Origin of the sequence: Thermocrispum municipale DSM 44069 (genome assembly GCF_000427825.1) — a bacterium.
GTDB classification, from domain to species: domain Bacteria; phylum Actinomycetota; class Actinomycetes; order Mycobacteriales; family Pseudonocardiaceae; genus Thermocrispum; species Thermocrispum municipale.
This window is the reverse complement of sequence record NZ_KE386593.1, coordinates 1,001,898-1,023,085: the sequence shown is the minus strand read 5'-3', so window position 1 is coordinate 1,023,085 and position 21,188 is coordinate 1,001,898. Positions and strand designations below refer to the sequence as shown.

The 21,188-nt window shown below is 69.4% G+C and carries 27 protein-coding genes; 15 read left to right on the top strand and 12 right to left on the bottom strand.

From position 1 onward, the window contains the following. Positions 1–19 precede the first annotated feature (19 nt). Both YWM_RS24790 and YWM_RS24785 read right to left on the bottom strand, forming a co-directional pair. On the bottom strand, positions 20–505 hold the full coding sequence (locus YWM_RS24790; RefSeq protein ID WP_043661621.1) for a nucleoside deaminase: 486 nt from the start codon (positions 503–505) through the stop codon (positions 20–22). Positions 506–609: 104 nt separating this feature from the next. Further along, positions 610–2,052 carry a S28 family serine protease gene (locus YWM_RS24785; protein WP_052345330.1) on the bottom strand — a complete coding sequence of 481 codons (1,443 nt, stop codon included), beginning with the start codon at positions 2,050–2,052 and terminating at the stop codon, positions 610–612. Between the two features lie 215 nt (positions 2,053–2,267). Here YWM_RS24785 and YWM_RS0120315 point away from each other — a divergent pair, with 215 nt between their 5' ends. Next, positions 2,268–2,948 (top strand): CPBP family intramembrane glutamic endopeptidase, encoded by a 681-nt coding sequence (locus YWM_RS0120315; RefSeq protein WP_211232527.1) that lies wholly within the window; start codon positions 2,268–2,270, stop codon positions 2,946–2,948. A 1-nt stretch (position 2,949) separates the two neighbouring features. Here the strand turns inward: YWM_RS0120315 and YWM_RS0120310 are convergent, their stop codons facing one another. Next, a complete protein-coding gene (locus YWM_RS0120310) occupies positions 2,950–3,831 on the bottom strand; it encodes a hypothetical protein (protein ID WP_028852229.1) in 882 nt (293 codons plus the stop codon). Positions 3,832–4,037: 206 nt separating this feature from the next. Here YWM_RS0120310 and YWM_RS0120305 point away from each other — a divergent pair, with 206 nt between their 5' ends. Next, positions 4,038–4,229 carry a ferredoxin gene (locus YWM_RS0120305; protein WP_028852228.1) on the top strand — a complete coding sequence of 64 codons (192 nt, stop codon included), beginning with the start codon at positions 4,038–4,040 and terminating at the stop codon, positions 4,227–4,229. On the opposite strand, the gene YWM_RS0120300 is transcribed toward YWM_RS0120305, so the two are convergent. After that, positions 4,226–4,762 carry a GNAT family N-acetyltransferase gene (locus YWM_RS0120300; protein WP_043661617.1) on the bottom strand — a complete coding sequence of 179 codons (537 nt, stop codon included), beginning with the start codon at positions 4,760–4,762 and terminating at the stop codon, positions 4,226–4,228. The genes YWM_RS0120305 and YWM_RS0120300 overlap by 4 nt on opposite strands. Positions 4,763–4,919: 157 nt before the next feature. On the opposite strand from YWM_RS0120300, the gene YWM_RS0120295 reads away from it, so the two are divergent. After that, positions 4,920–5,498 carry a dihydrofolate reductase family protein gene (locus YWM_RS0120295; RefSeq protein WP_028852226.1) on the top strand — a complete coding sequence of 193 codons (579 nt, stop codon included), beginning with the start codon at positions 4,920–4,922 and terminating at the stop codon, positions 5,496–5,498. A gap of 2 nt (positions 5,499–5,500) precedes the next feature. Here YWM_RS0120295 and YWM_RS0120290 read toward each other — a convergent pair whose 3' ends face one another. Further along, positions 5,501–6,064: a DUF5134 domain-containing protein gene (locus YWM_RS0120290; RefSeq protein ID WP_028852225.1), complete on the bottom strand. Its 564-nt coding sequence runs from the start codon at positions 6,062–6,064 to the stop codon at positions 5,501–5,503. 172 nt (positions 6,065–6,236) lie between these two features. On the opposite strand from YWM_RS0120290, the gene YWM_RS0120285 reads away from it, so the two are divergent. The 9 genes from YWM_RS0120285 to YWM_RS0120245 are packed head-to-tail and all read left to right on the top strand — an operon-like array spanning position 6,237 to position 13,340. Beyond that, positions 6,237–6,791, top strand: coding sequence for a hypothetical protein (locus YWM_RS0120285; RefSeq protein ID WP_028852224.1), 555 nt, complete (start codon positions 6,237–6,239; stop codon positions 6,789–6,791). A 6-nt stretch (positions 6,792–6,797) separates the two neighbouring features. Beyond that, complete coding sequence (locus YWM_RS0120280) at positions 6,798–7,685, top strand: ABC transporter ATP-binding protein (protein ID WP_028852223.1); 888 nt, start codon at positions 6,798–6,800, stop codon at positions 7,683–7,685. Further along, positions 7,682–8,494 (top strand): ABC transporter permease, encoded by an 813-nt coding sequence (locus YWM_RS0120275; protein WP_245566103.1) that lies wholly within the window; start codon positions 7,682–7,684, stop codon positions 8,492–8,494. Before YWM_RS0120280 ends, YWM_RS0120275 begins: the two co-directional genes overlap by 4 nt. A gap of 11 nt (positions 8,495–8,505) precedes the next feature. After that, positions 8,506–9,621, top strand: a complete 1,116-nt coding sequence (locus YWM_RS24780; RefSeq protein WP_043661613.1) for a sensor histidine kinase — start codon at positions 8,506–8,508, stop codon at positions 9,619–9,621. Continuing rightward, entirely contained in the window at positions 9,618–10,271 is a 654-nt protein-coding gene (locus tag YWM_RS0120265) for a response regulator (protein ID WP_028852221.1), read from the top strand. Before YWM_RS24780 ends, YWM_RS0120265 begins: the two co-directional genes overlap by 4 nt. Before the next feature lie 26 nt (positions 10,272–10,297). Continuing rightward, positions 10,298–10,672 carry a TFIIB-type zinc ribbon-containing protein gene (locus YWM_RS0120260; protein ID WP_028852220.1) on the top strand — a complete coding sequence of 125 codons (375 nt, stop codon included), beginning with the start codon at positions 10,298–10,300 and terminating at the stop codon, positions 10,670–10,672. Positions 10,673–10,675: 3 nt separating this feature from the next. Beyond that, positions 10,676–11,329 (top strand): AAA family ATPase, encoded by a 654-nt coding sequence (locus tag YWM_RS0120255; RefSeq protein WP_028852219.1) that lies wholly within the window; start codon positions 10,676–10,678, stop codon positions 11,327–11,329. Positions 11,330–11,338: 9 nt separating this feature from the next. Then, positions 11,339–11,962 (top strand): NAD(P)H:quinone oxidoreductase, encoded by a 624-nt coding sequence (gene wrbA, locus YWM_RS0120250; protein ID WP_028852218.1) that lies wholly within the window; start codon positions 11,339–11,341, stop codon positions 11,960–11,962. Beyond that, positions 11,949–13,340, top strand: a complete 1,392-nt coding sequence (locus YWM_RS0120245) for a cryptochrome/photolyase family protein (RefSeq protein WP_245566102.1) — start codon at positions 11,949–11,951, stop codon at positions 13,338–13,340. Before wrbA ends, YWM_RS0120245 begins: the two co-directional genes overlap by 14 nt. A 15-nt stretch (positions 13,341–13,355) precedes the next feature. On the opposite strand, the gene YWM_RS0120240 is transcribed toward YWM_RS0120245, so the two are convergent. Together YWM_RS0120240 and YWM_RS0120235 are read right to left on the bottom strand one after the other, a co-directional pair. Then, the gene (locus YWM_RS0120240) at positions 13,356–14,240 is read right to left on the bottom strand and encodes a M56 family metallopeptidase (protein ID WP_028852216.1); all 885 of its coding nucleotides are present in this window, start codon (positions 14,238–14,240) and stop codon (positions 13,356–13,358) included. Further along, on the bottom strand, positions 14,237–14,578 hold the full coding sequence (locus tag YWM_RS0120235; protein ID WP_028852215.1) for a BlaI/MecI/CopY family transcriptional regulator: 342 nt from the start codon (positions 14,576–14,578) through the stop codon (positions 14,237–14,239). Before YWM_RS0120235 ends, YWM_RS0120240 begins: the two co-directional genes overlap by 4 nt. A gap of 55 nt (positions 14,579–14,633) precedes the next feature. Between YWM_RS0120235 and YWM_RS24775 the strand changes: the two genes are divergently transcribed. Together YWM_RS24775 and YWM_RS0120225 are read left to right on the top strand one after the other, a co-directional pair. Next, positions 14,634–15,956: a cytochrome ubiquinol oxidase subunit I gene (locus YWM_RS24775; protein ID WP_052345201.1), complete on the top strand. Its 1,323-nt coding sequence runs from the start codon at positions 14,634–14,636 to the stop codon at positions 15,954–15,956. After that, positions 15,953–16,972 (top strand): cytochrome d ubiquinol oxidase subunit II, encoded by a 1,020-nt coding sequence (locus YWM_RS0120225; RefSeq protein WP_028852214.1) that lies wholly within the window; start codon positions 15,953–15,955, stop codon positions 16,970–16,972. Before YWM_RS24775 ends, YWM_RS0120225 begins: the two co-directional genes overlap by 4 nt. Here the strand turns inward: YWM_RS0120225 and YWM_RS0120220 are convergent. Beyond that, positions 16,921–17,202, bottom strand: coding sequence for an Lrp/AsnC family transcriptional regulator (locus YWM_RS0120220; RefSeq protein WP_028852213.1), 282 nt, complete (start codon positions 17,200–17,202; stop codon positions 16,921–16,923). The two genes, YWM_RS0120225 and YWM_RS0120220, sit on opposite strands and share 52 nt — an antisense overlap. Positions 17,203–17,385: 183 nt before the next feature. Between YWM_RS0120220 and YWM_RS0120215 the strand changes: the two genes are divergently transcribed. After that, entirely contained in the window at positions 17,386–17,688 is a 303-nt protein-coding gene (locus YWM_RS0120215) for a thiamine-binding protein (RefSeq protein WP_028852212.1), read from the top strand. A 1-nt stretch (position 17,689) separates the two neighbouring features. Here the strand turns inward: YWM_RS0120215 and YWM_RS0120210 are convergent, their stop codons facing one another. The 4 genes from YWM_RS0120210 to YWM_RS0120195 form a co-directional block, all read right to left on the bottom strand. Next, the gene (locus tag YWM_RS0120210) at positions 17,690–18,496 is read right to left on the bottom strand and encodes an exodeoxyribonuclease III (RefSeq protein ID WP_028852211.1); all 807 of its coding nucleotides are present in this window, start codon (positions 18,494–18,496) and stop codon (positions 17,690–17,692) included. Between the two features lie 48 nt (positions 18,497–18,544). Next, the gene (locus tag YWM_RS24770) at positions 18,545–19,321 is read right to left on the bottom strand and encodes a neutral zinc metallopeptidase (protein ID WP_156914849.1); all 777 of its coding nucleotides are present in this window, start codon (positions 19,319–19,321) and stop codon (positions 18,545–18,547) included. Between the two features lie 30 nt (positions 19,322–19,351). Further along, entirely contained in the window at positions 19,352–19,687 is a 336-nt protein-coding gene (locus YWM_RS0120200) for an SH3 domain-containing protein (RefSeq protein ID WP_028852210.1), read from the bottom strand. A gap of 235 nt (positions 19,688–19,922) precedes the next feature. Further along, positions 19,923–21,146 carry an NADP-dependent isocitrate dehydrogenase gene (locus YWM_RS0120195; protein WP_028852209.1) on the bottom strand — a complete coding sequence of 408 codons (1,224 nt, stop codon included), beginning with the start codon at positions 21,144–21,146 and terminating at the stop codon, positions 19,923–19,925. Positions 21,147–21,188: the final 42 nt, after the last annotated feature.

Below are 21,188 nucleotides of genomic sequence, written 5' to 3'. Positions count from 1 at the left end.
CCCGGCTGGTTCAACCGGGCTAGTAGTCGACCTTGTCCGGGTTGTTCTCCCACTCCACGAACGGGCCGGCCTCGAATCCGGTACGCACCTGCCGCACCGACAGCTTCCACTCCTCGCGTGGCTGGCTGAACAACTCGTACAACGCGCTGTCGTCGAAGCCCGCAGCCGCCGCGTCGTGCCGATCGGCCGCATACACCACCCGGTCGATGCGCGCCCACAACGCCGCGGACAAACACAGCGGGCACGGCTCGCAGGAGCAGATCAGCGTGCAGCCGGTCAGGCGGAAGTCACCGATGGCTTGGCAGGCGCGGCGGATGGCCACCACCTCGGCGTGCGCGGTCGGGTCGAGTGACTTGGTGACCTCGTTGGTACCGGTCGCCAGCACCTCGCCGTCGCGCACCACCAGCGCGCCGAACGGCCCGCCGCCGTGCTTGACGCTGTCGATCGCCAGGCGCACCGCCTCGTCGAGCAGCTTGGCTTCCACCTGACTTCCTTGCCTGTCCACGGTGTCATCTTCGCTTCCCGGCCGCCGGGCGGTACGCCCGGGCCCGAAAGGAAGGGCGCCACCGCCGCGGCGGTGGCGCCCTCGACCGGCAGAGTGCTACCGGTTCACGGCATCAGCGCCGGCCGCTGCTCGCGCGGCTCCCGGTCGTCCAGACCCGGGATGTGCCGCACCGTCCCGCCTGCCCGCAGCGTCCGGGCGGACGTGTCCTCGACACCGGCCCAGCGCTGCAGCATCGCGGTGGCGGCTTCGGCGTCCTCGGGCCGCAGCGCGGCGATGTTCGCACCGTGGTTGGCGCCGGGAGCGACGAACGTCGCCGAGTCCTTGCCGCTGTCGACGAACGGCTCGGCACCCCACGGGTCGTTCTCGCCGTAGATGAACAGCATCTGCTCGGACTCGCGCTTCACCCACCGGTCGATGTCGACCATCGGCCGCGGGTCGTGCCGGGACTGCAACTCCTTCGGCAGGCTCGAGTTCGCCTGGTACAGGTTCGGGTAGTGCCGCAGCCCGTCCAGGTGCTTGAACTTCAGCGACGGCCAGCCCAGCTGTGTGGCCGCCTGGTAGTAGTACGGCGCGTACGGAAGGATGTTCTCGTCGGCGTAGAAGGCGAAGCCGGCGACCTGATCCAGGAAGTCCCAGATCTCGTCGGTGTCGGCCGTCGGCTCCGGGACGTCGCAGTCCTCCTCCAGCGAGTACTGCCAGAACGCCCACGCGGTGTCCAGCACGGTCATCTCGAACGCCTTGTCCGCCGAACCGAAGACCTCGTCGAAGTGCAGGCCCTGTTCCTCGGCGTACTCCTCGTAGCGCTTGACCAGCTCGTCGCGCCGCTTCAGCGCCTCGATCTGCAGCTCCTCGAGCGCGTCCTGGCACTCCGGGGTCGAGCCGACGTGCTGGAAGAACTCGTCGTAGGCCCGGTCGGCGTGGTTGTGCACGTCGTTCGGGGCGACGTAGGCCACCAAGCCGTCGACGTCCTCCGGGTGGAACCGCCGGTGGTAGACCGAGGTCATGCCGCCCTTGCTGGCGCCGGTGGAGATCCACTTCTGGTGGTAGATCGGCTTGAGCGCCTGCACCAGCCGGTGGTGGTCGGCCGCCGCCTGCTTGATGGTCAGCTTCTTCCAGTCCGCAGGCTCCGGCCGGGACGGGGTGAAGAAGCGCTGTTCGACCGAGATCTGGTTGCCGTCGAGCAGCACCGTCGGCTCGGCGCGGAACGCCAGCTCCGGCATCTCGTAACCGGTGGTGTGCAGGATCATCGGCCTGCTGGTGTCCCGGTGCAGCAGCGAGAACCGCTGTTCGAACGTGCCGCGCTCCGGATGAGCGTGGTCCACCGGCTGCGTGTAGGTGAGATAGAAGAACCGGAAGCCGGGCGCCGGTGGCTCCTCTTCCTTGACGATCGTCAGTCCCTCGACCTGTTCGAGCTGGTCGACGATGTCCTGCTCCTGCTGGGCCGACGCGCCGGCCGCCGCCGACGTCTGCTCGGCCGACGCGGGCACGGCGAGCCCGAATGCGGTCATGCTCGCCGCCGCAGCGAGCACCGCCACCGCCCGCCTCATCGTGATACGCACCTTGGAAATCTCCCTTGACCGTGTCTCCTCGCCGCGTGTTGCGCGGACAACCCGTGCAGTCTGGCCCAGGTCAAACGTGTTCGGAAGGTTCTAATGTCGGGTATGTGAAGACGGCCGGTGGGCGTGCCGGGATCTTTTCTCACGCAATGACGACATCCGCCGGTGCATCCTGGTAACCGGCGAGTGAGATCTCGGGAGTACGCGTGGCAGAACTAACCGCCGCACCAGCGGCCGCTGTCGATGAGGTGCCGGTCGGCAAACGCGTCTACCTGACCGTCGAGTACCTGGTGCTGTTCTTCGGCGCCATCGCCGCGTTCGACGTGCTCGCCGACGGCATCAGCCCTATCCCGTTCCTGGTGGCACTCGGTCTCGGGTGCGCGATCTACCTGTACCGGCAGCGGACCTTCGATCGAGGCAATCTGCTGCGGCCCGCGGCGGTGCGCCGGGAGCTGCCGTCGATCCTGGCGCTGTGGGTGGCGGCCACCGTGGTCGCGCTGGTCGGGGTCGCGGTGTTGTTACCGGACAGCTTGTTCGGATTTCCGCGCAGCGACCCGTGGCGATGGGCGTTCGTCGCGGTCGCCTACCCCGTGTTCAGCGTCTATCCGCAGGAGCTGATCTTCCGGGCCTTCCTGTTCCGGCGGTATCGGCACGCGTTCGGCACCGGCGCCTGGATGATCGCCGCCAGCGCTGCGGCGTTCGGGTTCGCGCACATCATCTTCAGCAACTGGTTCGCGGTCATCGCCACCACGGTCGGCGGTCTGCTGTTCGCCTACCGCTACCACCGCAGCCAGTCACTGCTGGCGGTGTCGATCGAGCACGGTCTGTACGGCGTCATGATCTTCACCGTCGGTCTCGGCCAGTTCGTCTATCACGGCGCGGGCTGAGTCAGCGCCTGCCGGTCCGCGGGGCCAGCATCCTGGCCAGCACGCCCATCATGATCGCCAGCAGCCCGACCGCGATCAGCTCGGGAGTGTGCGGTTCCACCTGCTTGGGCAAGGCCCGCGCTTGCCCCGGCGAGTTGGCCGCCGCGGTGACCGAGGACTCCTCCGGGCCGAGCAGTCCAAGCTCCGGGACCTGCGACGGGTTCTGCGGCACGGTCACATCCGGCAGCTCCGGGTCACCGGGAAGACCTCCAGGACTCGGGAAGCCGTCGCCGATCGGCGGGCCGGGTGGAATCGCGTGGGCGGGCGGCCCGGGCGGCGCCGGTGGCTGCGTCGGCGGTATCTGCAGCACCTCTTGCTGACGCGACGTCTTCGGCGACTCAGCCGCCCGCTTGGACTTCGCCGGCGCCGCGGCGGAGCTGTCCTGCGCGGCCGGCGCACCGTTCGAGCCGTTGTCGGGCCTCGACGAGTCGTCCCCGGCCGGTGGCGTCTGGTTGCCGCTCGTCGGAACCGACTCTGTGGTGGGTTCCGGGTCCCCGGGCGGGGACTCCGGGTCATCGGTCGGCTCGCTCGTCGGAGTGTCCGACGTCGGGCTTTCCGTGGTGCTCGACGGGGGCTCGCACGTGGGCGGTGAGGAAGGCGGCACGCTCGTCGGCTCGGTAGTCGTGGTTTCCGCCGGAGATGTCTCCGAAGTCGTGGTCGGCGTCGTGGTCGGGGTCGTGGTCGTCGCTTCCGGGCTGGTCGACGTGGTGACCGTCGTGGTGGGACAGGACGGCGCCGGCATACCGTCCCGGAACTCGGCGCCTGCCGCACCCGTCCACAGCACGACACCGATGACGCCCACGCTGACCGCGAAGCCGCCAGCCGCGCCCATCGCATTCGCCATCCGGCGAAATGTCCGCGCCCGCATATCCGCCCCTCTGCTCGGGTCACCGTGCGTCTTGCCCCGACACCGTCACCGGGGACCCGAACCCATCGTGCCGCAGACGGGTGGTGGCCTGCAGAGACTTTCGTCGTCTTCTGCACGAAGGCGTGAGGCCTCGGTAGCGTGAAAGGCAACCGCCGCACACCCGGAATTCAAGGAGCAGATTCGTGAAGATCACCATCGACACCGACGTGTGCACCGGTCACGGGATCTGCGAAAGCATTCGCGAGGACATCTTCGAGGTCGGCGACGACGGACTGGTGCACCTGCTCACCACCGAATTCACCGAGGACGACCGGGAAGACCTGATGGACGCCGTCGACCAGTGCCCGACCCAGGCGCTGCGGCTGGAGGACTAGTCGAGCGGCTCCACCGAGCGCTCCATCAACACGCCTTCGATCTGCACGCCGTCCGGCATGGTGATCATCGACCGTTCGCGTTCCCGGAAACCGTAGGCACGGTACAGCTGCTCACCGGGCAGCGTGGCCATCAAGATCAGCGTGCGGAATCCCGCCTCGGCGGCCGCCCGGCGGGAGGCCTCCAGGATGGCGCGGCCGAGGCCGCGGCGCGTCCAGTCCGCGCGGACGAACATCGCCCGGATGCGCGCTGATTCGGTCTCCGGGTCGAGCAACCGCAGGTCGTCAGCGCGGCTGCCGCGACCACTGAACAACTTGGCCCGCTTGCTCCAGCCGCCGCACGCCACGATCTCGCCGCCCGCGTCGTAGACGTAATACGTGCCGTCGTCGATCAGCTGCGGGTCGACCTGCGCGATGTAGACCGCCGCGCTCGCGGTTTGCCGCTCGTCGTAGAACGCTCCGAACAAGTCCAGCACCGACCGTTCGGCCAGCGCAGCAATCTGCGGGATATCGGCCCTCGTGGCAATGCGCAGCATCGGCACTCTCCAGCGTCCGGTACCGCCCAAAATAGTGACCCCGAAAAGCGCGTGTGCCGCGAGGGCCCGAGCGGTTCTGCGAATCTCGCTCGACAGCCTGCGCAGGTGCAGCTACTTTTGCGGCCGCAGGCGTCGATTGCAGCTTCTCGGAGGCCACGTGCGCACCTTGACCTACCTCGTCGCGTCGACGATCGACGGCTTCGTCGCGGGCCCGGACGGCGGTGATCCCACCGGCTCGATCTTCACCGTGGAAGGCGACCACATGCAGCCGCTGCTGGAGGCGTTTCCGGAAATGGTGCCGACTCCGGCGCGCGAGCAGATGAATTTCTGGCCGGAGAACAAGAATTTCGACACGGTGGTGGAAGGCCGCAACTCCTATCAGGTCGGCCTGGACGTGGGCGTCACCAACGCCTACCGGCACCTGGAGCACTACGTCTTCTCCACCACGATGACCGAGGCGCCCGATCCCGACGTGCACCTGGTGCGGACCGACCCGGTCGCCAAGGTGCGCGAGCTCAAGCAGCAGGACGGCAAGGGCATCTGGCTGGTCGGCGGCGGCCGGCTGGCGCACACGCTGCGGCACGAGATCGACGAGCTCGTCGTCAAGCTCAACCCGGTGGTGATCGGCTCCGGCATCCCGCTGTTCAACGGGCCGTTCGACAAGGTCGACTTCGAACTGACCGACAGCCGCACGTTCGCCAGCGGGCTGGTGCTGCTCACCTACCGCCGGACCTGACCTCACACCATCACGGCGATCATCGCGCCCATGCCCGCGCTGCCCGCGAGCCTGCTCACGACGCGGGAACGCTCGCCGCACAAGCCGTGTCCGGGCGCCGCGCGCAGCAAACGCGCGGCGCCGCGGACGATGTCCACGGCGCAGTAGGCCAGCGCGAGCGCGGCCAGTGGCCAGAACGCCAGTGAGCCGCCATGCCCTGCCATGGTCAGCCACGGGTCTCCGGCGCGATGAGCGTGCGGTACCGCGACGAGCATGTACACCATGACCACGGCCATCACCGCGTGATGACCGCATTGACCCTTGTCGACGGTCAGCCTCCGGCTACGCCACCACGCCACGGCGAGGCCCACCGCCGAGACCATGAACAAGGCGCGCCACCCGGCCAACGGGACCGGCCAGCCGAGCGGAGAAACCATCGCCAGCATTCCCACGCACATCAACAGCTCGGCCGTTTCGTCGACCCGGCGCCGCTGATCGACCGCCTGCGCCAGGCGATAGGCGCACGGCACGGCCAATGCCGCGAAGAGCAGCGTCCACAGCCACAGCACGGCGACCGGCGCGTCCATGATCCAACCGTGACAGCGCGTCGACGGGTTGTCAGCCCGCAACCGTGTGACCACGCACAGTGACGTACGCGATCTGACGTAGGCAGATATCAGCGTGCGAGCGGACGCCGGAAAGTCCACCGACGAGCAGCATCGCTTACAGCGAAGCGACAGCTGAAAGGAAGTGGACACCATGCCGCGTACCAGGGCTTTCCGGCTGAGCGGCCGCGCACGCAAGAGCGTTCTGCTGCTGCACATCGTCAGTGCCGCCGCGTGGTTCGGCGTCGACCTGGCACTGGGAATCCTGATCGTCACCGCGCTGGTCACCAGCGACCTGGCCACGGCGGGCATGGCTTTGCAGGCGGTCGACATGTTCGCCGTCTGGCCGATGTTCGCCGCCAGCCTGGTGTGCCTGGGTACCGGCGTGGTGCTCGGCCTGGGCAGCAAGTACGGACTGCTCCGCTACAAGTGGGTCGTCGTCAAGTTCGTCATCAACCTGGGCATGTCGACGCTGATCTACTTCGCGCTCCGCCCGGGTGTCGGCGACGCGGCCACGCTCGGCGAACGCATGCTCGCCGGTGAACAGCTCAGCGCCCCCGCCGATCTGCTCGGCCCGGTGATCGTGGCGCCGACGCTGCTGCTCACCGCCTTCCTGTTGTCCGTGTTCAAGCCGTGGGGGCGCACTCGCATCGGTCGCCGGGCCGACGAGCCGCGCTCGCGGCGCCCGAAAGTTCCCGCAGGAGTGTGATCATCCATGTCCTTTGCCGTCGAAACCACGAAATTGACCAAGCGCTACGGCAGCACGCCGGCCGTCGACCAACTGAGCATCACGGTGCGCGAAGGCGAGGTGTACGGCTTCCTCGGGCCGAACGGCGCGGGTAAGACGACCACGCTGCGCATGCTGCTGGGCCTGATCCGGCCCACCTCCGGCAGCCTGACGTTGTTCGGCGAGCGGCCCCGCGGGCTGGCCAGGGTCGGCGCGCTGATCGAGGGCCCGACGTTCTATCCGTACCTGTCCGGCCGCACCAATCTGCGCGTACTGGCCGACCACGCGGGCGTCAGCCGGCGCAGGGTCGACGAAGTGCTGGAGCTGGTCGACCTGACCGATCGCGCGGCCGAGGTGTTCCGCACCTATTCGCTGGGTATGAAGCAACGCCTCGGGCTGGCCGCGGTGTTGCTGAAGGACCCGGACCTGCTGATCCTCGACGAGCCGACCAACGGACTCGACCCGGCGGGCATGGCCGACATGCGGCAGACCATCCGCAGGCTGGCCGAGGACGGGCGCACCGTGCTGCTGTCCAGCCACCTGCTGGCCGAGGTGGAGCAGATCTGCGACCGGGTGGGCGTGCTGCACAAAGGGAAGCTGCTCATCGAGACCACGGTCGCCGAGTTGACCTCCGGCGGCGGTTCCTTGCGGGTGACGGCCACCCCGGCCGACACCGCCTACACGGTGCTCACCGCCGTGGTGGGAGCCGACCACGTGCACGCCGACAACGAGGTGTTCGAACTCGACGTGCCCGCCACCGAGGCGGCACGCATCAACGCCGAACTGGTTGCCGCCGGCGTGTCGGTCAGCGAACTGCGTTGGCTTCAGCCGGCGCTGGAAGACATGTTTTTGCAGCTCACGGGGGTGGAGTCATGATGACCACGGCAATTCGCGCGGAACTGACCAAACAAGGACACCGATCGGCCAGCTGGCTGTTGCTGGGTATCGGAACCCTGCTGACCGTCACGTTCGGCTATCTCGTGCCCTATGTCGGCCTGTCCGACGGCAGCGCCGCACGGGGTCTGGACGCGATGCTGCCTGGCAATTTCGTCGGCGCGGCCGTCGGTGGCCTCCCGGTGTTCGTCGGCGCGCTGGCGTTGATCTTCGGCGTGCTGGTCGCCGGGAGCGAGTACGGCTACGAGACGTGGAAGGCGGTCCTGGTCCAGGATCCGTCCCGGGTGCGGGTCTACACGGCCAAGCTGGCCACGATCGCCGCGGGCACACTCACCGGAGTCCTGGTGCTGTTCACCGCGACTGCGCTGTGCAGCGTGGGGGTCGCGAGCCTGGAGGACCAGGCCATCGTGTGGCCCAGCGCCGTGGACATCGCCACCGGGCTCGGCGGCGCGTGGCTGATGGCGACGATGTGGGCGGCCCTGGGCGTGGCGCTGGCGATCGTGCTGCGATCGGTCGCGCTGCCGATCGGGCTGGGGCTGGTGTGGATGCTGGCGGTGCAGAACCTGCTGGCGGCGATCGCGGCTCCCCTCGTGCCCGCCATCGCGGACCTGCAGAAGTACCTGCCGGGGCCGAACGCGGGCGCGCTGGCCGCTTCGCTCGGCGCATCGCCGCAGGCACCTGGGGTCGACGCCATCGTGGGAGCGGGCCACGCAACGATCGCCGTGGCGGCCTACCTGGTGGCATTCTGTGGAATCGGCGGGTGGCTGCTGCACCGCCGGGACATCACGTGAGGGCGGGGCCGATGGCGGATCAGGACCGGGTGAGGCCGTTCGACGCGCTGCTGGCCGCGGCGCTGGCCACGGTCGGCACCATCGGGACGATCGGCACCGATCGGCTCACCACCGTGGACCGGCCGGTCGACGCCCTCGCCATCGGACTCGTACTGGTCAGCGCCGCCGTTGTCACGCTTCGGCGGCGCTGGCCGTTGCCTGTGCTCGCCGCCGTGACGGCTGCGATCACGACCTTCCTGACGCTGGGCTATCCGTACGGGCCGATCTTTTTGATCTTCGTGGTGGCGGTGTTCACCGTCGCGGCGTACCGGCCCCTGAAGGTGTCGGCTTCGGCCGCGGCGCTGACCGTCCCGTTCCTGCTGATCCACCTGTTCACCCACGAGGCCGCCATTCCCGGCCTGCTCGGCGTCGTGCCCGCCACGGCGTGGGTGGTCGTGCCGTTCGCCATCGGCGTCACGGTGCGGCTGCAACGCGAGGCCAGGGAGCGCGAGCAGGCCGAAGCGGTGCGGGAGCGGGTGGCCGGCGAGCGGCTGCGGATAGCCCAGGAGGTCCACGACGTGGTCGGGCACGGCCTGGCGGCGATCAAGATGCAGGCCGATGTGGCCCTGCACCTGCTGGGCCGGGATCCACACCAGGCCGAGCGCTCGTTGCAGGCGATCAGCCGGACGGCCACCGAGGCGCTCAGCGAAGTACGCAGCACGCTGGCCGTGGTCCGGCAGCACGACACCGACCGGGCCCCCACCCCGGGCCTGGATCGCCTGGACGACCTGCTCCGGCGGATGACCGAAGCGGGCCTACGGGTCGAGCTGGAAACCACCGGAACCCGCCGCGAGCTGCCGGACGCGGTCGATGTGGCCGGATACCGCGTCGTGCAGGAGTCGCTGACCAACGTGCTGCGCCACAGCAGGCACAAGATCGCCACCGTGCGGCTGTCCTACGGCCCGGACGCGGTGGTGATCGAGGTGTCCAATCCGGACGACGCCGAACGCGCGGACAACGGATCCGGGTTCGGCATCCAGGGCATGGCCGAGCGCGTCGGGGCGGTGGGCGGCGAGTTCTCCGCAGGGCACACCGACGACGGGCACTTCAGGGTGCGAGCGAGCCTGCCGACGGGAGGGGATACATGACGTCCGTGCTCGTGGCCGACGACCAGGAGCTGGTCCGCGTCGGCCTGCGCGCGTTGATCGACAGCGAGGACGGGTTGGAGTTCGCGGGCCAGGCCGCCGACGGTGTCGCCGCGGTGACCATGGCGCGCGAGCTCCGCCCCGACGTGGTGTTGATGGACATCCGCATGCCCGGCATCGACGGCCTGGAAGCCACCCGCCGGATCACCGCGGACCCGCAGCTGACGGACACCCGCATCATCGTGCTCACCACGTTCGAGATCGACGAGTACGTCTTCGACGCCCTGCGACACGGTGCGAGCGGATTCCTGCTGAAGGACACTCCGCCCGCCGACCTGCTGCAGGCCATCCGCACGGTGGCCGACGGGGGCGCGCTGCTGTCGCCGAGCGTCACCCGCACGTTGATCAGCACGTTCGTCGAACAGCAGGCTCGGCCACGCAAGCCGCACCCCTTGCTGGACACGTTGACCGAGCGGGAGAAAGAGATCCTCGGCCTGGTCGGCGAGGGGCTGAGCAACGACGAGATCGCCGAGCGGCTGTTCATCAGCCCGGCCACGGCCCGCACCCACGTCGGCCGTGCGATGACCAAACTCGGTGCGCGTGATCGTGCCCAGTTGGTCGTGTTCGCGTACCAATCGGGCCTGACCGGGTGAGGTCGCCCGCCAGTAGGGTGGGCCTCGTGATCTGTCCCAAGTGCCAGAACCTGATGAGGACCGTCGACAAGAACGGCGTGCACATCGATCAGTGCGAGGGCTGCAAGGGCGTCTTTCTCGACCGGGGCGAGCTCGAGCAGATCGCCGCGGCCGAGACGGCCTACTACTCGGCGGGCCCGCCGCCGTACTCGCCGGACGGCCCTGGCGCCGCGCCACCGCCCCCGATGCCACCGCGGCAGCCGTATCAGCACTACCCGGACAGCCCACGCCCTTACCGCGGCGGCTACCCGGACAGTCCACGTCCGTACCGCGGCGGCTACCCGGACTCGCCCCGCCCGTACGGCGGCTACGGCTACCGCCGCAAGAAGCGTCGCAGCTTCCTCGAGGAACTGTTCGACTGACACGTGCTCGATCCGCTGATCTGCCCGCAGTGCGGTGAGCGCACCGAGCAGCCGCAGGTTCGGGGCGAGTTGCTGCACTGCGTGCACTGCGGTCACGAGCGAGCGTTCCGCCGGTTGCCCTTGTTCGCGCTGACCGGACCGAGCGCGGGCGGCAAGTCGACCGTGGGGCCGCTGCTGGCGCGCGAGCTCGGCGACACGGTCGTGGTGCTCGAGCAGGACGTGCTGTGGACCGCGGGCCTGCGCGACGACGACGAGGGGCACCCGCGCTTCCGGTCCGCCTGGTTGCGGCTGGCCGCGATGATCCATCAGTCCGGGCGGCCGGTGGTGTTGTGCGGGACCGTGGTCCCGCCCGAGCTGGAGCCGCGGCCGGAACGGGTGCTGTTCTCCGCGGTGCACTACCTGGCCTTGACGGCGGAACCCGAGGTGCTCGCGGCACGGCTGCGCGCCCGGCCGAAGTGGCGCGCGTGGGACGACGACGAGCGGATCGCCGAGATGCTGCGTTTCGCCGCATGGCTGCGCGTATCCGCCGCGACGCTTCAGCCGCCGGTCGAGTTGATCGACACCACCGACCGGTCTGTCGACGACACCTTGCGCCTCTGCCGCGAATGGGTGCTCACCCGCCTGCCCACCGTTTCGGCCCGCGGCCGGGACGGGTAGCCGACCGGTGTGAACGCAACCAATGATGTCCGAGTCGCTGTCATCTACTACAGCGCCACCGGAACGACACACGAGATGGCCAAGGCCGCGGCCGATGGCGCGGAGAAGGCGGGCGCTCAGACGCGGTTGCGGCGGGTGCCGGAACTGGCGCCGCAAGAAGCCGTGGAGTCCAACGAGGACTGGGCCAAGCACCTGGACCGGGTTGCCGACGAGGTCGAGGAGGTCTCGCTGGACGACCTGGAGTGGGCCGACGCGGTGCTGTTCGGCACGCCGACCCGGTTCGGCAACGTCGCCGCTCAGCTGAAGCAGTTCATGGACACCACGGGTGGGCTGTGGCAGGCGGGCAAGCTGACCAACAAGGTCTTCGGCGGCTTCGTCACCACGGGCACCGAGCACGGCGGCCACGAAAGCACGCTGCTGGCGCTGTTCAACAGCATCTACCACTGGGGCGGCATCGTGGTGACGCCCGGCTACACCGAGGAAGACCAGTTCGTGCAGGGCAATCCGTACGGCGGGTCGCACACCAGCCAGAACGGCGAGGTGCCGCCGGACGAGAAGGCGCTGGGCAGCACGGCGTTGACCGCCCGGCGAGTCGTCGACGTCGCCAGAGCACTCAAGCGTGCCGACGCCTGACCACCGAACGGCGATCGTCTGGTTCCGGCGCGATCTACGGCTCGCGGATCAGCCGACCCTGATCGCGGCTGGGGAGAGTGCGGAGACAGTACTTGCCGTTTTCGTCCTGGACCCGGCGTTACTGCGCCCGTCCGGCGAGGCGCGCACCGCGTTTTTGTTCGGCTGCCTGCGTGAACTCGACCGTTCGCTGGGGGGACGTCTGCTGATCGTGCAAGGCGACCCCGCCAAGGTTCTTCCACGCGTGGCGTCGGCTGCCGACGCGTCGACGGTCCACATCGCTGCGGACTACGGCCCATACGGCGGGCAACGCGATGTCCGGGTGCGTGAGACTCTCGACGCGCAAGGCGTCGACTTGGTGGCGACGGGGTCCCCTTACGCGGTGGCACCCGGCCGGGTGCGCAACGGCAGCGGGGAACGCTTCAAGGTGTTCACGCCGTTTCGCCGGGCGTGGCTGGACCACGGTTGGCCCGCACCTGCGCAGACCTCGGCCCACACCGTCGAGTGGATGGACCCGGGCGACCTCGATGTGCGCCCTGCCGAGCTACCCGACGTCGATTCGTCGGCGAACCTCCCCGAGCCCGGGGAACGAGCGGCACTGGCGGCGTGGCACGACTTCGTTTCCGACCAGCTGGAACACTACGGCTCGGAACGCAACCGTCCCCAGCCACCGGGAAGCTCCCGGATGTCGCCGTACTTGAAGCTGGGCTGCGTTCATCCGCGCACCATGCTGGCCGATCTGGCCGACGGACGCCGAGCCGGTGTCGCCGCCTGTCGCAGCGAGCTCGCTTGGCGCGAGTTCTACGCCGACGTGCTGTTCCACCGCCCGGAGACGGCACGCGAGAACTACGACAAGGCGTTCGACGCACTGCCCCGGGCCACCGGGAAGGACGCCGACCGCGCGTTCCAGGCCTGGTGTGACGGGCGCACCGGCTTCCCCATCGTCGACGCGGGCATGCGGCAGCTGAAGGCCGACGCCTGGCTGCCCAACCGCATCCGGATGATCGTCGCGTCGTTCCTGGTGAAGGACCTGCACCTGCCGTGGCAGTGGGGCGCCCGCCACTTCATGCGGCTGCTGGTGGACGGCGATCTGGCCTCCAACCAACACAACTGGCAGTGGGTGGCAGGCTGCGGCACCGACGCGGCGCCGTATTTCCGGATCTTCAACCCGACGACGCAGGCCGAGCGCTTCGATCCCGACGGCACCTACGTGCGGACCTGGGTGCCCGAGCTGGCGCACGTCCAAGGCAAGCAGGTACACCAACCGTGGCGGCTGCCGCGCGACGAGGTCGCCGACTATCCGGAGCCGATCGTCGATCACGCCGAGGAACGACACGAAGCCCTCGCCGGCTACGAACTGGTCAAGGCCGCACGGGGCTAGGGCCCGGCCGAGGTTTCACAGCAGCAGAGCCGTCGGGACCGCGATCAACAGCACCGCGACCAGCCGCACCGCCACCCGCGCGAGGAACGGCAACGGCTGCGGCCGATGCCGCACACGGGCCAACCGTTGCTCGGTGGCTGCCGTGAACGCGGTGTGTGCGGCGTCCTCGGCTCCGCTGCCCACCGCCCGGAGCGCGCGGGCCAGCGCCTCGTCCCCGACCTCGGCGGCCGCCACGTCGTCCGCTCGCATCTCGATCAATGTCGCGACCGCACGTTGTGCTGCGGTCAGTCCGGGCACGCCGTGCACGGTCGCGCCCCAGGCCACGAACGGCAACACCACGAGGTCGTGACGCTCCCGCAGGTGAGCGTGCTCATGAGCCAGAACCGCCGACAGCTCGGTTTCCGCCAGCGTGGTCAACGCCCCACGACTGACCACGACGCGTGACCTCGGCCCCGGCAGGCAATACGCCACCGGGACCGGGTAGTCGAGCACCAGCGCCCCCGGCGCCGCGGGCCACGGGGTCGCCAGCACGTCCAACAGGTCGCGATGCTTGCGCCGAGCCCGCAACGTGCGCAGGCCGACGACCGCGAGGACGCCGAGCAGCCGAGCGGCGACCAGCACGGTCACCGCGAGCACCACCCATCGCCAGGCGTCCAGCTCCCCGAGCCGACCGTCGAGAACGGCGTGGGCGGCGTCCCACAGGCCGTCGCCGAGCGGCGCCAGCGCGGCCGTCACGCCGGCCCCGAGCAGCGCAAGGCCGCCCGCCAACCCGACGGCCTGCCACAGCAGCAACGCCCCCACCGGGTCGCGATGCGGCCACTCGGCGGCGGCCAGCCGGCGGCTCACCGGATCGGCCAGTGCCAGCCCGAGCACCAGCAGCACCGGCCACGCCCACGTCATCGCAACAGATCACGCAACGTCTGCCGGTCCCCGGGCGGGACAGACCCGAGGAAGCTGGCCAGCGCGGCGCTGCGATCGGGGGCGCCGTCGAGCACGTCCCGCATCAACTCGGCGATGTGCTCCTCGCGGCTCGCCGTCGGCCGGTACCGGTGCGCCCGGCCCGACTTCGACCTGGTCACCAGGCCTTTGCGTTCCAGCCTGCCGAGCACTGTGAGCACCGTGGTGGTCGCCAGCTCGCGGTCGGACAGCGCTTGCTGCACCTCACGGGCGGTCAACGGGCCCGAGGCGGACCACAGCGCATCCATCACGGCTCGTTCCAGGTCAGGCAATGGCGGCATGCCTGTATTCTACAGCACGTAGAAGTTCTACAAGCTGTAGAAGTATGGTGGAGTCATGATCGACGACCTGACCGCGGCCCGGGAGCAGATGGCGTTCTCCTTGGGCTTCCACATCGTCTTCGCCGTCCTGGGTGTCGGCATGCCGTGGCTGATGCTGTGGGCGGAGTGGCGGGGCCTGCGGACCGGCGACCGATACTGGACCGCGCTGGCCCGTCGGTGGTCCAAGGCGGTTGCCGTGCTGTTCGCCGTCGGAGCGGTGTCCGGGACCGTGCTGTCGGTCGAGTTCGGCCTGCTGTGGCCGCACTTCATGGAACGCTTCGGCTCCGCGTTCGGGGTGTCGTTCACGCTGGAGTCGTTCGCGTTCTTCCTGGAAGCGATCTTCTTGGCGCTCTACCTCTACGGCTGGGACCGGCTCAGCCCGCGCAAGCACCTGTTGTGTGGCGTGCCGGTGGCGATCTCCGGCGTCGCCTCCGCCCTGTTCGTCACCACCGCCAACGCGTGGATGAACGGCCCGGTCGGCCTGGTCCGCGGGCCGGACGGAGAGCTGGTGTCCACCGAACCGCTCGGGCCGTTCATGACAGCGACGACGGGAACGCAGCTGGTGCACATGCTGGTGGCGGCATTCATGTGCACCGGGCTGGCGGTCGCCGCGGTGTACGCGACGGCGATGCTGCGGGACCCGGCCAAGCGCGACGCGTACCACCGGCGCGGGCTGGCGGCAGGCGCGACGGTCGGGCTCGGCCTGGCGCTGCCGCAAGCGCTGGTGGGCGACTGGGCCACGCGAGTGGTCGCGGACGTGCAGCCGGCGAAGTTCGCGGCGATGGAAGGCCTTGAGGTCACCCAGGACGGCGCACCGTGGACGTTCGGTCCGATCGAGATCCCGAACCTGCTGTCGCTGATGCTGCGTTTCGACCCGGACGCGCGGATCACCGGCTTGGACGCCATCCCGGCGGCGGACCGGCCGCCCGCGGGCATCACGCACCTGGCGTTCCAGATCATGATCGCCATCGGCGCGGCGCTGATCGCGCTCGCCGCCTACGCCGCGTGGCGCTACTACCGCGACCGCAAGCACGGCGGCCACCCCACGAACCAGCGCGCCTTCCTGCTGGCGATGGCGCTGGCCGGGCCCGCACCGTTCGTGGCGCTGATCGCGGGCTGGATCGTCACCGAGGTCGGCCGTCAGCCCTGGATCGTCTTCCAGGTCATGCGCACCGAGGACGCGCTGACCAGCCAGACCGGCCTGGCCACCTACCTGTACGTGACCATCGCGGTCTACCTGGCGCTGTCGGTGGCGCTGGTGGCGATCCTGCGCCGGATCGCGCAAGGCCCGCGGCCGACCGAGCCGGTGACCGCTGAGCTGGAACGGAGTGCGGCATGAGCGTGACCGAGGGCTTGGGCCTGCTCGTCCTGATCGGCCTCACCGCGTACGCCGTGCTCGGCGGCGCGGACTTCGGCGCCGGCCTGTGGGACTTGTCGCGGGAGCGACGGCAACGGGACCTCGTGGTGCGGTCCATGGCCCCGGTGTGGGAGGCCAACCACGTGTGGCTGATCTTCGTCGCCATCGCGCTGTTCTCCGGCTTCCCCGAGGCGTTCGCCGCGCTGTCGCGCTCACTGACCGGTCCGCTGTCGATCGCGCTGCTGGGCATCGTGCTGCGCGGTGCGGCCTTCGCCTTCCGCCAGTACGGGGCGCCGTACGGCGGGCGGCCGGTACGCGGCACGGCCATGTGGGCGCGGGTGTTCGCCGTGTCGTCGTTGATCACGCCGTTCGCCTTCGGCGCGGCGGCCGGAGGCATCACCACCGGACAGCTCCGCAAGGACGGCTCGGCGGGCTTGATCGAACCGTTCGTGGCCCCGCTGCCGCTGCTGAGCGGTCTGCTGGCGGTGGCGGCGTGCGGATTCCTGGCGGCGGTGTACATGACGGCGGACGCCGACCGTGAAGGCGACGCCGACCTGGTCGCACGCCTGCGGACGCGGGCGCTGATCACCGGTGTGATCGCGGGCGGTCTGGCCATCGCCGCGTTGCCGCTACTGCCGGATTGGTTCGCCGAACGGCTGTCGATCCCCGTGGTCGCGGTCAGCGTGGTGTGTGGCGCCCTGGCGCTGGAGCTGGTGCGGCGCGGGCACTACCACCTGGCGCGGGTGGCGGCCGCGGGCGCGCCGGCGGCTTTGCTCGGCGGCTGGGCGTTGGCGATGCACCCGTGGGTCCTGCCCGGCGACGTACCCCTGCGGGTGGGCAGCGAGCCCACGGCCGCGCTCATCCTGGGCATTCTGATCTGCGGTCTGCTGATCGTGCTGCCCAGCTACTGGTACATGATCCGGGTGCTGCGCGCACCGCAGGCGGCTCAGTCCTCCGCGCCGAGCGAGAAGGCCGCCTCCAGGTCGTGCTTGGAGTAGGTCTGGAACGCGATGTGCGTCTCGGTCGACCGCACGCCGTCGACCTTGTTGATCCGACCGGGGATGACCTCGGCGAGCTCCTCGTGCCGCCGCACGCGCACGATGGCCAGGATGTCGAACTGACCGGTCACCGAGAACACCTCACTGACGCCGTCCAACCCGGCGAGCACCTCGGCCACCTCGGGAATGCGGTCGGTGTCGGCATTGATCAGCACGATCGCAGTGATCACAACAGGCTCCTCGCTGCGGTGTAGGTCGGATCGGGGTTCAGTCTTGCACTTCGGTCGGGACGGTGTGGCTCAGCCCGGCACCTCGCGTGTACGCGGGCACAGGCGTGCGCACGTACGTACGCACGCACGCGGGCACGCGCGACGGCCTGGTGCATCCCACCGCCGTTACGCCAAACTGGTGACGTGATCGTTGCCTTCAGCATCAGCCCAGCAGCCAGTGACGCCGACGGCGGTGTCGGCGAGGCGGTCGCCGAGGCCGTGCGCGTGGTGCGCGAATCCGGTCTGCCGTGCGAGACCAACGCGATGTTCACCAACATCGAGGGCGAGTGGGACGAGGTGATGGCCGTGATCAAGCGGGCCGTCGACGTCGTGGCAGCCCGCTCCCCGCGCGTCGGTCTGGTACTCAAGGCCGACATCCGCCCCGGCTACGACAACCAGCTCAAAGCCAAGGTCGAACGCGTCGAGAAGTACCTCGAGGAAGGCTGACCTACAGGCCCGGCCAGTCGTAGCTGATGGTCAGCGGCGCGTGGTCCGACCAGCGCTTGTCCCACGCCGGGGCGCGCTCGACCCGCGCGCCGACCGCCGCGTCGGCCAGCTCCGTGGTGGCCACCTGCAGGTCGATACGCCAACCCGCGTCGTTGTCGAACGCCCTGCCCTGCATCGACCACCACGTGTACGGACCCGGCCCCTCCGGCACCAGCTTGCGGTGCACGTCGACGTACCCGGCGCCCTCGTAGACCCTGGTCAGCCACTCCCGCTCCTCCGGGAGGAAACCGGAGTTCTTGCGGTTGCCCCGCCAGTTCTTCAGGTCGTTCTCGGTGTGCGCGATGTTGAAATCGCCCATCACCACGGCCTGCTTGCCCGCGGCGGCGGCCCGGCGCCGCAGCTGCGCCAGGTGCAACAGGAACGCCCCCATGAACCGCTCCTTCTCCGCCTGCTTGGGCGTGCCCGCCTCACCGCTGGGCAGGTAGACGCTGCCCACGATGACCCGCTCGAACTCGCACTCCAGGTACCGGCCCGCGGTGTCGAACTCCGGGTCGCCGAAGCCCACCCGGACCGCCTGCGGCTGCTGCCGCGACACCAGGCCCACCCCGGCCCGGCCCTTGAGCACCGACGGCGCGAACTCGGCATGCCAGCCGTCGGGATGCCGCACGTGGTCCGGCAGCTGCTCGGGCTCGGCCCGGACCTCCTGCAGGGCGACCACGTCCGCATCCGTGGCAGCGAGCCATTCGACATAACCCTTGCGCGCGGCCGCGCGCAGACCATTGACGTTGACCGTGGACAGCGTGAGCACGGCGGCAGGCTACCCCGCGCTCACGACAGGCCCGCGCAACCCCACAGCTCACCGCGGCTGCGCGGTGATGATCGGCACTTCGGGCACGAACGGGACGCATGCGGCCATCGGTTGAGCGGTCTTGCTCAGGTAGGCGAGGTCGAACGAGCGCAGGCGCTCGTCGATGGTGCCGTGCGTGCGCTCGGGCCCGTCGTCCTCCCCCGCCGCCTGCAACGATCCGGCCAGATCCTCGACGTCGTCCGCGACGCTCAGCCATCCCTGTTCGCGGGCGTACGCCATGAACGCGCCCGCCCCGCAGTCGGCCTGGTTCTCGTAGCGGATGACGTCGTTCGGCACGGTCGGCTGCGGCATGCGCAGCAGCTCCTGGACGTGGTGCGTCACCTCGTGGGCGGCGATCACCGCAGGGGCCGCGTCGCCGAACGTCGTGTACTGCTCCCAGACCGCCTGCTCGCCGAAGTACACCGTCCTGGACGGCTTGCAGTACTGCAGGACCGTGGCGTTGAGTTCGCAGCCGCTGTCGTTGCCGGTGAAGCCTCGTGGGACGAACACGAACGCTTCCGGTGGTGGCATCCGCTGATACACCGAGCCGAGCCACTGGACGACACCGGGCAGCACACATTCCAGGTACGACGGCATCTGGCCGGGCGCGCTGAACCGGCCTTCGAGGTCACCCTCGACCGCACAGCCGCTGGTCACCGACAGCGGACGCAACTCTGCCTGCACAGGCGCGGCTGTCGGCGCGCCGGCGACCTCGCGCACACAGGCAGCCATCGACAGCATGAGAACGCCCGCGGCGATCACGTGCCCGATCCGGCTGCCTGCCAAGCCAGCTCTGTCGCGCAGGCGGAGCGGAAGTTACCGGCAGCTGGCGTCCTCGACGGGGGTGATGAACTCCTCGGCCACCCAGCCCTTGTCGGCCAGTTTGCGGAAGCCGTTGCGCACCGTCGGCTCGGCGTCGACCGTTTCGTCCTGCGTCACCCGGTCGATCACCTGCGAGTTGGTGGACGGCGCCGCGCGCACGTTGAGCACGTCCGCGGAGACGGTGAACTGACACCCGGGGCCGGTCGCGTTCGCGCTGCCGCCGGACTGGCCACCCGCCTGCGGATCGCCGTTACCCATGATGTAGATCACCGCGACGCCGACCAGCACTGCGGCGATCGTCAGTGCCCGTTTCGGTATCCCCAATATCACCCGGTGCTCCTCGCAGTGGTCCCGCCGCGGACAACGGCGCGCCTAGATATAGCAACGTAACCCGACCAGGCCGCGCGTGGGGGCTTGCGCCACCCGGATGGCCGCTGATCGTGTCCCCCGTATCGGGTCCGACGCCACGGAATTCAGCCGATCGGGCACCGGAAAACGAAGAACGCGGCGCGACGGGCGGGCGGGATGCCGGCCGTCACGCCGCGTTCGGCGCGGTACTCGGGCGTCAGGCGGAAGCCATCTTGCGCTGCAGGTTCTCGTCCAGCGTGGCCAGGAACTCCTCGGTGGTCTGGTACGGCGTGTCGTTGCCGACCAGCAGCGCCAGGTCCTTGGTCATCTTGCCGCTCTCCACGGTCTCGATGACGACCTGCTCCAGCGCGTGCGCGAAGCCGACCACCTCGGGGGTGTTGTCCAGCTTGCCGCGGTGCTCCAGGCCCCGGGTCCAGGCGAAGATCGACGCGATCGGGTTGGTCGAGGTCGGCTTGCCCGCTTGGTGCTGGCGGTAGTGCCGGGTGACCGTGCCGTGCGCGGCCTCCGCCTCGACCGTGCGGCCGTCCGGCGTGCGCAGCACCGAGGTCATCAGGCCCAGCGACCCGAAGCCCTGCGCCACGGTGTCGGACTGCACGTCACCGTCGTAGTTCTTGCAGGCCCAGACGTAGCCGCCCTCCCACTTCAGCGCGGCCGCGACCATGTCGTCGATCAGCCGGTGCTCGTAGGTCAGGCCCTTGGCCTCGAAGTCGGCCTTGAACTCGTTCTCGTAAATCTCGGCGAACACGTCCTTGAACATGCCGTCGTAGGCCTTGAGGATCGTGTTCTTGGTGGACATGTACAGCGGGTAGCCGCGGTCCAGCGCGTAGTTGAACGACGCGCGGGCGAAGTCCTCGATGGACTTGCGGTAGTTGTACATGCCGATCGCGACGCCGCCGCCCTCCGGGTACTTGGCGACCTCGAACTCCATCGGCTCGGAGCCGTCCTCCGGGGTGTAGGTGATGGTCAGCGTGCCGGGGCCGGGGACCTTGAAGTCGGTCGCCTTGTACTGGTCACCGTGCGCGTGACGGCCGATGATGATCGGCTTCTTCCAGCCGGGTACCAGCCGCGGGATGTTGGAGATGATGATCGGCTCCCGGAACACCACGCCGCCCAGGATGTTGCGGATGGTGCCGTTCGGGCTGCGCCACATCTTCTTCAGCCCGAACTCCTCGACGCGTGCCTCGTCCGGCGTGATGGTGGCGCACTTGACGCCGACGCCGTGCTCCTTGATGGCGTTCGCCGCGTCCACGGTGATCTGGTCGTCGGTGCGGTCCCGCTCCTGGATCGACAGGTCGTAGTAGGCCAAGTTGACGTCCAGGTACGGGTGGATCAACTTGTCCTTGATGAACTTCCAGATGATGCGGGTCATCTCGTCGCCGTCGAGCTCGACGACGGTTCCCTGGACCTTGATCTTCGACATGAGCGGGGACGCTCCTCTCACGGGAGGTTCTGCAGGTTCTCG